The sequence below is a fragment of the Algoriphagus sp. Y33 genome (genome assembly GCF_014838715.1).
GTDB lineage: Bacteria > Bacteroidota > Bacteroidia > Cytophagales > Cyclobacteriaceae > Algoriphagus.
The window spans coordinates 5,815,749-5,832,183 of the sequence record NZ_CP061947.1; the positions used below are offsets into that span (position 1 = coordinate 5,815,749).

The 16,435-nt window shown below is 48.1% G+C and carries 9 protein-coding genes; 8 read left to right on the forward strand and 1 reads right to left on the reverse strand.

Annotated features, from left to right (window positions below; genetic code table 11):
• The first annotated feature begins 312 nt into the window (after positions 1-312).
• Genes ID165_RS23970 through mobC form a run of 3 tightly spaced genes read left to right on the forward strand, consistent with a single transcriptional unit; the run spans position 313 to position 3,975 of the window.
• Entirely contained in the window at positions 313-702 is a 390-nt protein-coding gene (locus ID165_RS23970) for a plasmid mobilization relaxosome protein MobC (protein ID WP_192347915.1), read from the forward strand.
• Entirely contained in the window at positions 687-1,961 is a 1,275-nt protein-coding gene (locus ID165_RS23975) for a relaxase/mobilization nuclease domain-containing protein (protein WP_192347916.1), read from the forward strand. Before ID165_RS23970 ends, ID165_RS23975 begins: the two co-directional genes overlap by 16 nt.
• A gap of 25 nt (positions 1,962-1,986) precedes the next feature.
• Positions 1,987-3,975, forward strand: a complete 1,989-nt coding sequence (gene mobC / locus ID165_RS23980) for a conjugal transfer protein MobC (protein WP_192347917.1) — start codon at positions 1,987-1,989, stop codon at positions 3,973-3,975.
• Positions 3,976-4,055: 80 nt separating this feature from the next.
• Here mobC and ID165_RS23985 read toward each other — a convergent pair whose 3' ends face one another.
• Positions 4,056-4,472, reverse strand: coding sequence for a helix-turn-helix domain-containing protein (locus tag ID165_RS23985; RefSeq protein ID WP_192347918.1), 417 nt, complete (start codon positions 4,470-4,472; stop codon positions 4,056-4,058).
• Positions 4,473-5,051: 579 nt separating this feature from the next.
• On the opposite strand from ID165_RS23985, the gene ID165_RS23990 reads away from it, so the two are divergent.
• The 5 genes from ID165_RS23990 to ID165_RS24010 are packed head-to-tail and all read left to right on the forward strand — an operon-like array spanning position 5,052 to position 16,435.
• A complete protein-coding gene (locus tag ID165_RS23990) occupies positions 5,052-8,030 on the forward strand; it encodes a hypothetical protein (protein WP_192347919.1) in 2,979 nt (992 codons plus the stop codon).
• Between the two features lie 23 nt (positions 8,031-8,053).
• Positions 8,054-9,196, forward strand: coding sequence for a hypothetical protein (locus ID165_RS23995; protein WP_192347920.1), 1,143 nt, complete (start codon positions 8,054-8,056; stop codon positions 9,194-9,196).
• Entirely contained in the window at positions 9,186-9,641 is a 456-nt protein-coding gene (locus ID165_RS24000) for an OmpH family outer membrane protein (protein ID WP_192347921.1), read from the forward strand. Before ID165_RS23995 ends, ID165_RS24000 begins: the two co-directional genes overlap by 11 nt.
• Positions 9,628-10,173: a hypothetical protein gene (locus ID165_RS24005; RefSeq protein ID WP_192347922.1), complete on the forward strand. Its 546-nt coding sequence runs from the start codon at positions 9,628-9,630 to the stop codon at positions 10,171-10,173. The genes ID165_RS24000 and ID165_RS24005 overlap by 14 nt, the downstream gene beginning before the upstream one ends.
• Positions 10,174-10,177: 4 nt before the next feature.
• The gene (locus ID165_RS24010; RefSeq protein WP_192347923.1) at positions 10,178-16,435 is read left to right on the forward strand and encodes a hypothetical protein; all 6,258 of its coding nucleotides are present in this window, start codon (positions 10,178-10,180) and stop codon (positions 16,433-16,435) included.

A 16,435-nucleotide genomic window follows, 5' to 3' on the forward strand; every position in this document is an offset into this window, starting at 1 on the left:
GCAGCCTGTTTAGAATTTATACAGGATAGGTTTATCACACCCTGCCTGCCTATTTTTGTGACACAGGCTCAAACTTCCCCCTTTACTTCCAACAATTGCCACCCCTGTAAATGCCTGCATGGACATTGGGAAAGCTCCCGTGACTTTAAAATGCCTCCCTGGAATTCTTAAAACAGTGGGGATTTCCTGTGTCCTCTGAAATCGGCAAGATGTACGGTTGTATCACAACCGGGACTTTAGCCCTGCACTCCGGAGTCGTGGGCTTTGATGCTGTAAAATGTTGAGATTGTTGAATTGTGAAAATGAACTGTGATGAAGGAGAAGAACAACAATAGAAATAAATGGCTGCACCTGCGCCTGAACAGTAAAGAATATGAGCAGATCAAAAAGGGATTTGCTGATACCATCCACGATAAACTCAGCGACTACGCCAGGTGCCTGTTGCTCAAAAAACCGGTGATTGCCGGTTATAGGGATACCACCATGCAGGAAATACTGGCAGGGCTGACCGCACTGAAAAAAGACCTTCATGGCGTGGCGGTGAACTACAACCAGGCGGTGAAAAAACTGAATGCACTGGGGAACCTGGAAGTAATTTCCTACTTGCCACAACTGGAAAAAGAGCATAAAAAAGTCCTGGTTACACTGCAATCTGTTGATGCGATCATCCATAAAATAACCGAAAAATGGTTGCGGTCATAAAGACAAGCGGTTCGCTCAGGAGACCTTTCCATTACAATGAAAACAAGGTAAAGGAAGGGCTGGCAGAGTGCCTGATGATTCAGAATTACCCTGTAGGAAAGGACAATATTACCGGGGAAATGCGGTTAAAATTGCTGCTGAAAATGGCGGAACTGAATACCCGCACCACTGTCAATGCCGTCCATATTTCTTTGAATTTCGCTCCCGGAGAAACTATAGATAACGCAAGGTTACAGGAGATTACCAAGGAATATATGCATGGTATCGGCTTCGGAAACCAGCCTTACTTAGTGTATAAACATAACGATGCAGGACACCCGCACCTGCACATTGTCACCACCAATATAGAGCTGGATGGTAAGCGGATCCCTTTGCATAATATCGGCAAACTGAAGTCTGAACCAGTCCGTAAATCGATTGAAAAAAAGTATGGCCTGGTCCCTGCGGAAGCCCATAAAAAACAGTTATTCACCCCAAAAGCTGTTTCGGTTTCTAAGGTGAACTATGGTAAAACGGAGACAAAACGGGCCATAGGAAATGTATTGCAGCATGTACTGAACAACTATAAATTCACCTCCCTGCCGGAGTTAAATGCTGTCCTGAAACTTTACAATATAACTGCGGACAGGGGCGGTGAGGGTTCCCGGATTTTTAGAAATAAAGGCCTTGTTTACCGTGTGCTGGACGAGTCGGGCAATAAGACAGGCGTACCTATCAAAGCCAGCAGTTTTCATTTTAAACCCACCTTGTCAACAGTTGAAGCTAAGTTCGTAAAGAATGAACTGGGCAGGCAAAAATACCTGCCGGGCATCAGGTCCGCCATTGACATTGCCCTTCTGAAGAACCCCGGAATCACACTGGATGAACTCGTAGCGACCATTGAAAAACAAGGGATCAGCACCATAACCCGCAGAAATAATGAAGGGAGGTTATACGGGATTACCTACATAGACCACCGGACAAGGAGCGTGTTCAACGGGAGTGTTTTGGGTAAAAAATATAGTGCCAAAGGCATCACGGAAAGATGCGGTGAGCCTGTTAAAAGCATAGAAAAACAGGTAAGTCCACTATCCTTTAAGCCAAAGGTTACAAAGGAACCGGAGCAGGATAAACAGGAAGACAATAATGCAAAAGGCGGTTCCCAGGCCTCCACTGAAAACCTGGTGGAAGGGTTAGTTACCCCGGAAGAAACGTACAGCCACGTCCCTTATGAGTGGCGGAAGAAGAAAAAAAAGAAGGGTAAAAGGATTTCTAAATAAGCTTTAAAACAGTGAGGAGGTGGGTATGCAGACAGGAGAAAACGAACAGGCTTTAAGGAAGATCCTGGATATGACCAGGCTGATGGGGATAGTGGTATTGGCCTTACATTTCTATTATTATTGCTATGCCGCATTTGCGGAATGGGGATTGGTTTCCGGTTTTTCAGACGGAATATTGGGCAATATTTCAGGTACGGGGTTGTACCAAAATTTCCATACCTCCAAGTTGATCGCACTGGGTATGCTGGCCATTTCCCTGTTGGGTGCCAGGGGCAGGAAGGATGATAAACTGGGTTATAAGACAGCCTTTGCCTATGCCATTACAGGCTTGTTATTATACTTCTTTAGCTACTTCTGCCTGTCCTTAGAAGCGGAGAGGAAGCTGGTGGCATTGGCCTATATGTCGGTTACTTCCATTGGTTTTTTGTTAGTGCTTTCAGGCGGTACTTTACTTTCGCGCATCATCAAAAACAACCTTGGGGCAGGCGATATCTTCAATAAAGACAATGAAACATTCCCCCAGGAGGAACGGCACCTGGAGAATGAATATTCTATCAACCTTCCTGCCCGGTATAACCTGAAAGGGAAGCTTAGAAAGAGCTGGATCAATATTATTAATCCCTTCCGGGCACTGATGGTACTGGGCACACCAGGGGCGGGAAAAAGCTATTTCGTCATCCGGCATATTATCACACAGCACATCCGCAAGGGCTTTTCCATGTTTGTGTATGATTTCAAATTCGATGATTTGTCGGTCATCGTATACAATACCTGGATACAGAATAAGCACCGTTACCAAGTTGTACCGGAGTTCTATGTTATCAATTTTGACGACCTGACCAGGAGCCACCGGTGTAACCCTTTAGCGCCTTCGTCCATGACGGATATTACCGATGCGGCGGAATCAGCACGCACTATCCTGATGGGTTTGAACCGGGAATGGATAAAGCGGCAGGGGGATTTTTTTGTGGAATCGCCCATCAATTTCCTGACGGCGATTATCTGGTTTTTGCGTAAGTATAAAGATGGGGAGTACTGCACCCTACCCCATGTCATTGAGCTGATGCAGGCTGATTATGACAGCCTGTTTACGATTTTAAGGCTGGAAAAAGAGATTGATGTTTTGATCAATCCATTTGTCAATGCTTACCTCAATGATGTCATGGAGCAGTTGGAAGGGCAGATAGCTTCAGCCAAAATATCCATGGCCAGGCTGTCTTCCCCGCAGTTGTATTATGTGCTTTCCGGTAATGATTTCACACTGGATATTAATAATCCAGATGAACCCAAACTGGTATGTATGGGCAATAACCCACAAAAAATACAGATATACGGAGCGGTACTTTCACTCTATGTCAACCGTCTGGTAAAGCTGGTCAACCAGAAAGGAAAGCTGAAAAGCAGTTTGATTTTTGATGAATTCCCCACCATATACCTGAATGGTATAGACAGCCTGATTGCTACAGCCAGGAGCAATAAAGTAGCGACGACATTGGGTATCCAAGACCTGAGCCAGCTCAGAAAAGATTATGGAAGGGAGCAGGCGGATGTCATTATGGGTATAGTTGGTAACATCGTTTCAGGGCAGGTAACCGGGGATACGGCAAGGCTTCTATCCGACAGGATAGGTAAAATCATGCAGGACAGGCAAAGCCTGTCTATCAACAGCGGGGACACTTCCATAAGTAAATCCAGGCAGTTGGAATCCGCAGTACCCCCTTCTAAAATATCGGCATTGTCATCCGGTGAGTTTGTCGGAATGGTAGCGGATAATCCTGATTGTAAGATAGATCTGAAAGCGTTTCATTGTGAAATTATCAATGACCATGAGGCCCTGAAATCAGAACAGGACAGGTACCAATCCATACCCGTGATCAGGAAGATTGACCAGTCCATGGTTAATAGAAATTACATGCAGGTACGCCAGGATATACAGGAAATATTACGTTCTGAGTATGAACGTATGGCTGATGACCCTGAACTGAAATACCTGATATTGAAGAAACAAAAATAATAAAAGCCCGGCTGATTCGTCGGGCTTTATAAATTGATTTTGATAGGGTGTTTGTGTATTGGACTCTAACGAATCGGTTATTATTTTTTAAGAGACTTCAACTGATCTTCCAGCAATTTTATCTTGCTGCGCTCGGTTTCAAGCATACGCTCGTAAAGGTTTTTATTTTCTTCGAACAGAGCTACCAATTTTTCAATCGGGTTGAAGTTGAGGGTACTATTGTTATTTATTGACCCTGCATTATCATAAAGCGTACTGGATATAATATTGATTATCGCATCCTCATTGAATCCTTTTATCCTTTCAACAGGAACATCCAGAGCTCGTGCTATCCTGTCCAGCATTTCTTCATCTATTGTATCACTCTGTTCAATCTTTGAAACAGTTTGCCTTGAGATACCAAGTTCTGCTGCAAGCGACTCCTGTTTCACACCTTTCAGTTCACGGATACGGCGGATCTTATGCCCAATATGCGAGTTTTCAAGTATCTCAGACATTCTTATTATTGTTTCTTAATGTTTTCTAATGGCATTTTGCCACATAATCCTGGCATTATGCACCCTGAAAAAGACTGCCTTTTATGCAGTTTAGTATACATAATGTAAATAGTTTCCGGCATCATGCCACGTTTAGTTTACAAAACGCAACTTAAAGGTAATTCGTTTTTCATTTATTTCGTACTACCGTTATTTTCAAAGTCATAATTGAACCGCTCCTGTTCCTACCTTCCTCTCCTGGAGTATTCAAACCAGCAAACGAAACAGACAAACTTTTCTTGTGAGGATAGGGTCGATTTGCCTTGTCAATACATAAAAGTTATACACATTTTAAATACGAAATATGCACAATCTATATTTTATAACAATTATCAAAAATGCGTATGTAACTGAAAATGGGCACCTGTTATTTAAGTAAAAAAATCAACGGGAAAAACACCCATTTTTTAAAGAAATGTTTAGCAAATACTTTTAAAGCGGATATAATTCTCATATACGATGGTATGATGAATAAGTTCAAAGAATGCTAAAACGATACAAAACACACAGATAACACAAACAAAACTACCAAGGGAACTTTTGAAAACCCTGTATCTATATATCATTCTCCTGTTCACATTTTACGCGTCAGTTGCTCAGCAAAGGGCAACGGGCGTTTTATCCGGTGGTATTGACATTGATGCTGATTCTATAGAAAAAGATTTAAAGAATGATTCTTTATCTCTGATATGCTATCCTGGTTTGCCTTATGCTCATCACAAAAAAATTTATCAGGACCTGTTCATCAAAAACGGCGGTAATAAAATCAAAACGGTAACGATAGCATGTTTTGATGTCACAGGCCCAGATACTATACCAGTATCCTCTGTCAGCCTAAAGGGACGGAAGTTAAGACGAAAGAAATCCTATGTTAATATTAATATGGACAGTGGCGGAGACAGTGTCACCGTTCACCCGTTGTACAAAAAGATCGTTTTAGGTAATAACAACCTTCCGGCAGGCGAATACCGCATACACCTTACTGTGCAATATAAGGACAGCGTCAACCGGAAAGAATATGGTCGTACAGTCGATAGTATGCTCAGCAGCGGTTCCGGGGCGCGCCGCCTTTTCGACGAAATCTACAGTGGGCAAGGAAGCAAGTCATTATTGGGTTTCTCGTCCGCCCGCAAGCAATCCCCTTCCCGTAATAACACACCACTGGTACTGAAAAAGTCCTCCCGGAAGATAGACGCTGCATTAAGTGCAAAAGGCTTCAATGTCAGCTATCGCGATGGGGAAGGCAAAAAGTTGGTGGACGTGTATTGCCGGGAGCGTTATATAGGCTATTATGAAATTGATCTGGACGAGCCCATCGCTGATAAAATAAACGAGCGAAAGGCGAGGCTAAACAATAATATTACGACAGAGGTCAACACCGGCCTGGGCAATAATAAACCGGTCTTCTCGCAACTGAAGGAACTCAATCGCGAGAAAAAGGATCGTGAAGTCACCGGCAATATCTCCCTGACTGGCAATATGGCCAGCGGCCAGGAGGAATACTCGCAGCAGGAGAACAATTTTTACGAGGTTACCGGGCAGATGGAAATCCCCATCATGAACGTCCCTGTGCTTTTTGAAGGTTATTATACCTCGCAGGACAAAAGCCGTATCGCCAAAGCCAGCTATTTCAGGCTACACTATGATTCGGAACAGGCTAAATCGCAACTGATGAGCCTGGTATCGGGCTATAAGAATAAATACAACAGGGCCTCCTCTGCCGGAAAGTCCTACCAGAACATTTACGGCACCTATATGGGCAGGGCAAGCGGGGAAAAGGATAAACTCTGGGGTGAACTGGCAATAGAAACGAGCCTTCCTGACCTCGAACGATTTAAAGCCGACACATCCGGTTTATATGAAGCGATCCTTTTGGCCGGTGAAAAGAAAATCCGCAATACACTATCACAACCCGGCAACCCGGCTGACAGCAGCATGGCGGTTGAAAAGGCCCTGGAAACGCAGCAGGCCGCTATGGAGCGGTACCGGAAGGCGGCAGAAAAATACCAACGAATCAGAGATCTGGAGGAAAAGGTACAGCACTACAAAAATCTGCTGGCGCAATACCGCGAGAACAATTACTATGATTCGCTGATGGCCTATGAACAGCTCAAAGACTTGGACTACACTTCCATGGACGATAAGAGCTATCAGCAGTTGTCTAAAGCTGCCGGCAGCCTGCTTCCTCCCGGTGACAACAAAAAATTCATTTCGGGGCTAAAGAGCCTGGACGCAGGAATCTTCTCCAAACAGGTTTCCGCCTATACCATTAACGGGCAGACCATTAAGGGCGTGGACATGGCCTACGATCTGGGTGTAATTGAGACAGGCTTCACCTACGGCAGGATAGAATACGTAAGCAGGGACGGATTTTTGGATAAATATAGTGGCTATTCAGGGCGCATGAGCTTCAAACCTGCCAGGGGGCACAGGACGGGCATCATCTACTATGGTTATACGCCGGGCAGGCGGATGCTGAATGAAGACGCTTTCTTCAAAGATGTGGACGTCTATATGCCCTCCTTCAAGAACAATCCCGTACACATCCTGTCTCTGACCCACCAGGGCGAGATCAACCGGAATATCAAACTGGCGGCGGAGGCAGCTACATCCTACAGGAACTTCGATGAATTCAGCAAGGGAGACATGAACATAGCAGAAAAGATGTCCTGGCGGATGGACGTGGAGGGCAGCATCCCGCAGACTGCCATAGACCTGAAGGGCGGTTACGAACACGTAGGCAAACAGTTTGAGAACAACACTTTACCCCTGAACCTGAGTGGTACGGACCGGTACAGCGCCGGGGCGACGGGACGGTTTTTAAAGAACTTCCTGACCCTGGGCATACAATACAATTACCTGGTGCAACAAAACTTCGCCAGCAGGAGCGCCCACTCCAAATGGGGTTTTGATATTAAAACCACCTCCAAAAGATATCCATCTGCGAGCCTGTCCTATAGGCCGTTCACGACCTTCCGTTCTTTCGCCGATACGCTCAACCTGCCACAGCGCCCCATATTGGGGGAGGTATGGCTGGGCAAACTAACCTACCAGCTTAAAAAGAAAGATTACGCACTGCGCCTGACAGCGATTTACAACCGTAATACGGCGCTGGTGGATACGATGGAGTCCAACAGCAACGTCGCCCAACTTAACGCTATCTATACAAGGGGGAAATTAAACCTCCTGCTCGGCGCGGGACAAACGAGGGTGAATGCCGCCAGCCTGTCTCCCGTGCATGGCAAGACCAACTTCATGACAGTTGCCGCCACCTACAATATCAACCCACAATGGAACCTCAGCCTGGGCCAGGATATCGGCACGCAGAAAAGCGGGCTGTCCCGGTACGGTGCGAACCTGGGCGTAGGTTACCGGTTTAAGAACGCCCCCTTGTCGGTACGGACAGGCTTCCGGTACAACAGCTACCGAGTGACGGAAGTGCAATCATGGAAAAATATATACGCCGGGCTGCTGGACATCAACTGGCAGTTCCGCTTCAAAATGAATGATAGGATATAAACCAATTTATAACAAAGGCAATTATGAATATACAGTTTCCACTCAACCGCCTTCTGCGTCTGCTGACCATCGCACTGTTATCCGTTTGCGAGGGCCTGAATGCACAGACGATTATCGTGAATACGGCGACACTGGAGGGCCTGGACATCACGCCTGATAATTACCTCGGTTTCCAGGTACAGTCCATGGAAGCAGTGAATACCCGGTGCCGGATCGAAGGCAGCCTTGTTTTCAGGAACACGGGACATTCCATAAAGTACCGGTTTACGCATACCTTAAGGCCCGGCCTGAACCGGTTTGATGCCGCTACGGTCCACCCCCAGTGGGAATTTTCCTCGTCCGCCCTGCGCGAGCTTTTTATGGACCACAGGCTGCTGCCGCAAGGAACTTACCAATACTGCATCAGCATTTTTCCGGACATGCCGGGAGGCGACCATGCCCCGGGCAGCAAAGCGGACGACTGCATATACAAACAATCCGAAGACCTTTTTTCCATCACGCTGTTAGAGCCGGAGAACGATGCAAAACTATACGAATACAATCCTATGCTCACCTGGGTGGCTACTTACCCTTTTGTGAACGAACTCACTTATAAGATCAGGATCGCGGAAATCAAGGACGGGCAAAATATGGAGAATGCCATTTCCAGGAACAACCCTGTCTACTCAGAAAACAACCTGGTGGCCACGAGCATCATATATCCGGTATACGCAAAGCCCTTGCAGGTATGGCAGCCTTATGCCTGGACCGTTGACGCCTATTACAAGGGCATCCTGCTGGGTGGCGCACAACCCTGGAAGTTTACTATCATCGAAGACAGCCTTTTAAAAAGCCTGCCCCACGAAAGTTCCTATGTGGACGTCAACGCGGACGAGGGAAAGAATACCTACTATGCCGTCGGACAGGCGAAACTACGATATACTGAAAGCGACTATTTGCAGAATGAACTTAAGATAACCCTGGTGCGCAAAGGAAAAGAAACACCGGGGCCGGGAATTGCATGGCCCGTGCAACGCGGAGCCAATTTCGAGGTTTTCGATGTGTCCGCCTATAAGCTACGCCATAATGAAATATTTGAACTGATCATTGAGCAAAAGAATTCACGCTCAGGCAATAACAAAAAAACAATCAAATACAGGTATGTCAACCCGGACTATGTTAAGTAAAACACTGATAGCTGTCGCGCTCTTATTGGCCCTGGGCTCCTGCACCGGCAAGAAAACGGGGTTCGTGGACCTGTTCAAACTCGTTGAGGGTTTCGAACTGCAAAAGGAATACACAGGTGAGGCCCGGCGCGAAATGGAAAGGGAAAAATCCATGATCGACAGCATTATCTATACCGAGAAACTGCGCAGCCCGGCAACCTATGAGACCGCGCAGCAGGACCTCTATAACGCCCTGTACCGCAAAACCGAAGAGCGGAACAAGGAAATAGAAAAGATGATCTGGAAAAGGCTGAACCCCTATATCGTCGAATACGGCAAGGAAAAAGGCTATGCCTATATCTACGGTGCGAACGGTACGGGCAATGTCCTGTACGCCGACGAAAGCGAAGATATCACAGAAGAACTCATTGAATATGTCAACAAACGCTACCATGATAAAAAATAAGGGTATTTGCGGCATAGTGCTGACTCTGTTTACCTGGCTATGCCTCGCGGGATGCGACAAGCACACCGGTGGTAGCAAAGGTGAGTTCGACCGATTTACACGGGAGCTCACCGTGGACGACTGGCAATTCAAACTGAACGTGGAGAACCAGAACAGGCTAAAACAAGAGGATACCGCCGCCCTTGACGGCCAATACCTGAAGGCCACCCTGCACCTGTCCAACGGGCGGACCCAAAAGCCCTTGCTGTATAGTGTTTCCGCCGACGAGGAGGAGTATGAAGCCAACTACAGGTTCCTGGCTTTTGATTGCAGGGATGACCTCTACATAAAATACAAAGATGAGTTCATATACCCTATAGGGTACGTGTTCGAGCCATCAAACGGCCTTGCCGGGACCGAAAGGCTGGTATATAAATTCCGGATAGAAAACAAAATATTCGATGAGATGAAGCGGGACAACAGTGAGGTTGAATACTGGTACATCGAAAGGCTGGCCGGGCTGGGAAAAATATGTTTTACACACAATAATTAGTCACATGAAAGTGAATGCTGTAAAATTGACATCAAGGCATAGAAAGAAAATCTCCGCGTTATTGCTGACCGTAATGCTTAGCGAGCTTGTGCTGCCGCTGAAAGCGCTGGCGTTGACCTCGGGGCCTTCGCAACCGGAGTTCCAGGGCTTTACCCCTCTGGCCACTACCTCGCTGGTGGACCCTTTCAGCGGTGATTTCAGCTATAACATACCGTTGCTGGACATCGAAGGCTATCCATTGAACCTGGTGTACCGCGCTACCTCCAATATCGAGGAAGAAGGCTCCTGGGTGGGTTATGGCTGGAACCTGAACGTGGGTACGCTCAACAGGATGGTCCGGGGCCTGCCGGACGATATGAACGGTGAGGAGATCAAAAGTTTTCAGAACATCAGGGAGCGCCAGGTGCAAACCACCGGCGTCAGCTTTGAGCCCAATATCAGTTTCAACGTCGGGGTTAGCGAGGGTATCGGCCTGAGTGCGGGCGTACAGTCCCATCTGGGCTTTACCAAGGATGAAGACAATTATACGGGAAGAGCCGTTGGTGTTTCCGTAGGCGGCGGGGTCTATGCCGGGGTACAGGCCGGGCCTTTTAGCGCAGGGGCAAGCGCAGGCGTAACCCTGGCCGCCAATTCCGCGAGCGGGGGTTCCGTAACACCCTATGCCGGTTTCAATGCGGGCCTGACCCTGAATGACTATTGCTCAATCGGGTTCGGCCGCTCGGTCAACCGCACCTTCAGTACCATCAGCGGGTGGGCGCAGCCGAATATCGTGGGCACATTCAATATTTCTAATGTTACCCGGGAGATACAGAAAAACTTCATTAACAGTGTCAGCAACGAAATACCGCAGGTTACTATACCCTACTCGTATGTCAGCAACGGGACGTCGTACCGGCTCGACCTGGGTGTGGAATTAGGCATCATTGAAAACCTGGGACTGGATATGGGCATCGGGATCACAGCGACTTCAGCGACTTCGACAACGAAATATAACAGTTCCAATGTCCACAGGGGATATGGATACATGTATTACGAAAATGCTACCGGCGGTGACCTTCTTGACTTCACCCGTGACAAGGATGGCGGCATCAACAAATCCATGTCTTTTCTGCCGCCGGCAATGAAGACCTATGACGTATTCAGCTCTACGGCCCATGGAGCGGCCAGCACATTCAGGGCTGACCGTAACGACTTCGGTACCGTACACGACCCCTGGGTTGAATTTAAGAATACCGACCTGGCCAACAAGACACATCAATTGACGGTAAAAGCGCACCTGGCGCTGACCTGCTGGCTGGGCGTATCCATCAAATATGATAATATACAAACTTCCACCGAGGGCCATGTCTCCAGCGGCGGTGCGGCGGACGACGCTGTGGCTTACCGCTCAACAAAGGGAAAGGACCCTAACCTGTTCTTCAAGGTATGCGGAGCGCCTTCCCCTGTAGACGAGGCATATATCGCCCAAGTGGGCAAATACGGGTTCTACCGCCAGGATAAATCCCATACCGTCAAGGGCATCAGCGATCAAAAGCGGTTGATAATGGCCGAACCCATTTTGGTATTGACCAATAAGGATATAACCACCATGTTTCCCGGGGGAACGGTTATTCCCGACAGTCTGCCGAGTTACCAAAAAGGCACGCCTCTCTACGAAGCAAATATTAATAAGTATGGCAGAAAAGATTCCAGCAAAATTGGAGCGATAATGAATACCAACCAGAACGGTGAAACCTATGTATATGCCATCCCGGTCAACAACCATATCAAAAACGAAGTGGCTTTTCGTGCCAATGGCTTTAATGGTCCGGCTTTTAGCTACAATGAACGGGAAGGGTTAATGTCCACCGGGTCTGCAGAACCCCCTTTCGATGGTCAAAATGTGCAACAGCGAGACTACTTGTATAAAAATACCCTCACTCCAGAATACGCTACCTCTTACCTGTTGAACGCGGTTTTGTCGCCTGACTACGTGGACGTCAACAATGACGGTATCACTGACGATGACATGGGCCGGTTTGTAAAATTCAATTACACAAAAACCGAAGACGATTACCGCTGGCGCGTACCTTATGCCGACCAGAACGATAACGTCGCCCTCCTCAACCAGGGTGTCAAAGTGACCAAATTCGATGACATGGGCTCCTATGTGATCGGCTCCAAAGATCTGTGGTATACGCATTCCATCGAATCAAAGAACCGTGTCGCTGAATTTTACCTGAGTGACCGTGCGGATGCCAGGGACAGCCGGAGTAATATCATGCGGAATGACCACCCGCATAAGATAGACGCATATGATGATGATAAGGGTGCATTCGGCAGGATGCAGCGCCTGGACTCTATTAAATACTATGACAAGCACGACCGGTATTTCAACAAAGGAAACGCCGTGCCTTTGACCACCATCTATTTTGATTACGATTATAATATTTCATCGGGCGTGCCCAATTCTGACGCTGGAGGCAAACTCCGGCTGACTAAAGTCAGGGTCAGGCATGGCCATGAACCTATCGAGTTTGCGGAAACCTATAACCTGGGTTATTCTTCTTCCAATCCTGCATATAGTATCGGCGCCAAGGACGGTTGGGGCAATTATTACCCCAACAACCGCCCACACCCGTTGTGCGAGTTCCCCTATATAGACCAGTTCGGATCTGCTGATAACGATGCGATAGCCAGTGCATTCCACCTAACCTCCATCGGATTGCCATCCGGGGGAAAGATCAACATCGGATACGAAGCGGATGACTATGCTTATGTCCAGGACAAACGCGCTATGGCGCTGACTCCGGTCGTCGGCGTTGGCATGACGCCCAACGTGCTGTTCACAGACGCCTTCGGCCTATATGACGGGGGAAGAAACCCATTCCTGTATATTTATGTCAAAAAGCCGGGCAATCTGAGCGGCGACTTCAAAAACTATTTGCTGAACGGGTCCGACCTGCTGTATTTCTCTTTCAATATCAATATAGCAGGCAATGCCTTTTCCACTTTCGACCAGGTAAAGGGCTACGCGCAAGTGGAGACGATCGGCGTCTGTCCTAACTCCGCAGGCCAATATCTTTATATCAAAGTAAAACCCGTTAACCTGACAGGTACGAATGTCAAACCCAGCCCGATGGTGAATACGGCTATCAACATGGCCAGGGCCTACGCATCCGACCAGTTGTATTTCCAGGAGGCTGAAAGGCCAGATGGGCATAACCAGAACCATGCAGCCAGACTGAAAAAGGCAGCCCACCAAGTAGCGGATGCTGTTTTCGGAAGGAACTCTATCGCGGAACTGATGAAGGACTACCAGGCCGCACATAAATACATAGCCTCGAAAAGTTATGTCAAGCTGGCGATGTCGAAACCTAAGATCGGGGGCGGGTCCCGGGTTTCCGAAATCACCTTCAGCGATGAATGGGGCCAGATGACACCCGGGGAGTCTCCCTGGGCCACGGGTTACAGGTATGCTTACGAGGACAAGTCCGGCTTTTCTTCGGGGGTAGCCTCTTATGAGCCGACACTGGGCGGGGAAGAAAACCCTTTGAGGACAGGCGCCTCCTACAAGCTCAGCAGCAATACGTCGAAATACCCGCCTTATGACCCGGTGGAATTGCTAAAGGAAGACCCTGTGGGAGAATCCTTCTTCCCTATGGGTTCGGTGGGTTACAGCCGCGTGGTGATTGAAAGCATCCACAAGGATTATGCAAGGTCTGCACGCTCGAAGGTGGTGCAGGAATTTTATACGGCAAAGGATTTCCCGTTCATCGCGAAATTCGGCCCCAGAAAGGTATCCATGTCCATCGACGCGGACTACCCGAACCCTGGGCTGAGGGATATACTGCTGAGTTTCCTGGGAGTCTCCAACACCAGCTCATCTTCGGCCAACAGCTTTTTCATCAAACAGGACTTTATCGTAGAGACCAATGATATGCATGGCAAGCAAAAGGCCAGTTACAAATACCGCCTGCTACCTAAAGACAATAAGGAAGAACTTATTTCTTCGACCGAATATTTCTACCATGCCGATGGTAACGGAGGGTTAAGGAACGAGGTGGATGTTATCGAATACAAGGCTGTTATCCCACAGTATCAGAATTGTCCCCCTGAAACGGTAGCCCAATTCCCCCAACGAAACCTGGCAGTGGCGAAACGAACATTGGGCGTGGACATAGATGTCTGCACGGATAGCAGGGAGGCAACATCCTCTGAAACAAGGCAGATGGCCAAAAAAGGCGGGGGGCTGAAGATCTGTATCCCGCCATCCATCACCCCGAAATTCAACTGGATAGAAGCTACCCATAAACATACAGATTATTTCAGGGCTACGACCACTACCAAGATCATCAACAAATACGGTATTCTAAAAAGTGTCAGGAATTATGAAGAAGGGGCCGAAACCATCGTGGAGAACAAATACTATGACGCAGTGACCGGAGCCCCCGTAGTGCAGGTGGTCAAGGATAAATATGGTGATGATATTTACTCTACCAATATTCCCGCGTATTGGACGAAAACAGACCTGGAACCCGCTTATTCCGGGTACCCGCTTTACGCTACAGGCCAGGAAGTAACCCCGCTGATCAACGGTACGCTGAATTTCAGCAGTGTTTCAGCGCCCCAGCTTGGCGGCAACAGCTTCCTGCAGGCTTCATTTACGACTGCCGAGGACCTCTTCCACACCGGCGACGAGCTGTTTGTCAAGGCGGTGCTTAACACTGCTGGGCCCACAGCGCAGTGGTATCGGTTGTACGTTACAGACGTACTGGTGCACAAAGCCGATACCGGAGAGCCTGACCCCTTGTCGAGGCTGTACGGCAAAGGCCTGTCGACCGGGGTTAATTTTAAGGTATATGTCGCGCCTCACAAAATAACAAACGGCATAATCCAATCTGGCAACAGCCTTTCAAGCATCCAAACAGTTTTTAAATACCGCTCCGGCAGAAAAAACATGCTGGGACTCTCAGCCGGTAATTTCCGCAGCTACGGTAACTCACTGATACTCGCGGAAGATGATACTTTATGGGTTGGCAGTCAGGAATGTGACCTGCCCAGCTTCCTGCGCCCGGTGATAGACGCCGCGGCGAACAGGTATGCAAGTATCCATAGCCTGGAGGACGGCTCCCTGGGTTATTCTTCGCTGAACCCCGTTTCAACAGCTGTTATGAACCAGCTTTATGTCAGCGCTACTTACACGCTGATCGGCGACAGGCTGGGCCTGACCGCCAGCGGTACCACGATAACAGAGCAGCGCCGCAACGGGTTGCTCAATAACTGGTATTACTGGCTTCCTTCACGCTATGACAGTACGGGCTCGTTTATCCCGCTCAAACCCATGCTGCATCACTGGGACGATTCTATTTTCAGGGCGACCGTTAAGGCCAATGGCAATGCCATTTGGTCCCCCGCTTCGACGGTGACCCGATCGCTGCCTTCCCTTGGTCCGGTAGAGGAAAAGAACAACCTGGGTATTTATAATGCCATATTCGTTGAACCGGTATCCAAAAAGGTCAAACACACAACCGCCAACGGCAGGTTCGGCCAGACCTGGGTAGAGACTTTCGAGGACATGCGGCGTGTACGCAAATACAATGGTGAGTCGGACCTGGTGTTCTCACCCTTCCAGGAAGATATGAGCACCACCTCCGGACTCGTTCCTGGTTACGGAGTTTTTGAAAAAATCCAGTCGCCTAGCAATACCAACGGTGTAAATGGTTCATTCACCCTGGACAGCACGGTATCGCACAGCGGCCTGTACTCCATGAAAACAACCGGGGGTACCAGCGTTAAAATTACGCCGCAATTGCGTACCGGGACCGGTTCTTATTCCAACCTTTTTGACTTCAACCTGGATGTCGCCACTGACCAGAAATTCACCTGCGAGGTATGGGTGAAGCGGAGCAGCGGCGTTATCATCGCACCACAGGTAACCATTGGCGGCGGTTCACCAACGTCTATGACGGCAGCATCCAATTCCATTGAGGGCTGGACACTGTACCGGTTGAATATCAACGTGAGCGATAATGTCGCCGTTACGTTCAATTTTCCGCACAGCCAGAATTATGACGACCTAAGGGTGTACCCGATGGCTTCCAATGTAAAAGCATATGTATACCATCCTTTCAAAAGCTACCTGATGGCGGTATTGGATGAAAACAACTATGCAACCTACTACGAATACAATACCCGCAACCAACTGGTCCGCCTGAAAAAGGAAACAGAAAAAGGCATTATCACGATGACTGAGAACATCAAAAATATTAAAGCGAACTAA

Excerpts from the sequence above, each read along its gene's own strand:
- ID165_RS24010 (WP_192347923.1), top strand. The coding sequence starts at position 10,178 with ATGAAAGTGAATGCTGTAAAATTGACATCAAGGCATAGAAAGAAAATC.
- ID165_RS23970 (WP_192347915.1), top strand. The coding sequence starts at position 313 with ATGAAGGAGAAGAACAACAATAGAAATAAATGGCTGCACCTGCGCCTG.
- mobC (WP_192347917.1), top strand. The coding sequence starts at position 1,987 with ATGCAGACAGGAGAAAACGAACAGGCTTTAAGGAAGATCCTGGATATG.
- ID165_RS23985 (WP_192347918.1), bottom strand. The coding sequence starts at position 4,472 with ATGTCTGAGATACTTGAAAACTCGCATATTGGGCATAAGATCCGCCGT.
- ID165_RS24005 (WP_192347922.1), top strand. The coding sequence starts at position 9,628 with ATGATAAAAAATAAGGGTATTTGCGGCATAGTGCTGACTCTGTTTACC.
- ID165_RS23995 (WP_192347920.1), top strand. The coding sequence starts at position 8,054 with ATGAATATACAGTTTCCACTCAACCGCCTTCTGCGTCTGCTGACCATC.
- ID165_RS24000 (WP_192347921.1), top strand. The coding sequence starts at position 9,186 with ATGTTAAGTAAAACACTGATAGCTGTCGCGCTCTTATTGGCCCTGGGC.
- ID165_RS23975 (WP_192347916.1), top strand. The coding sequence starts at position 687 with ATGGTTGCGGTCATAAAGACAAGCGGTTCGCTCAGGAGACCTTTCCAT.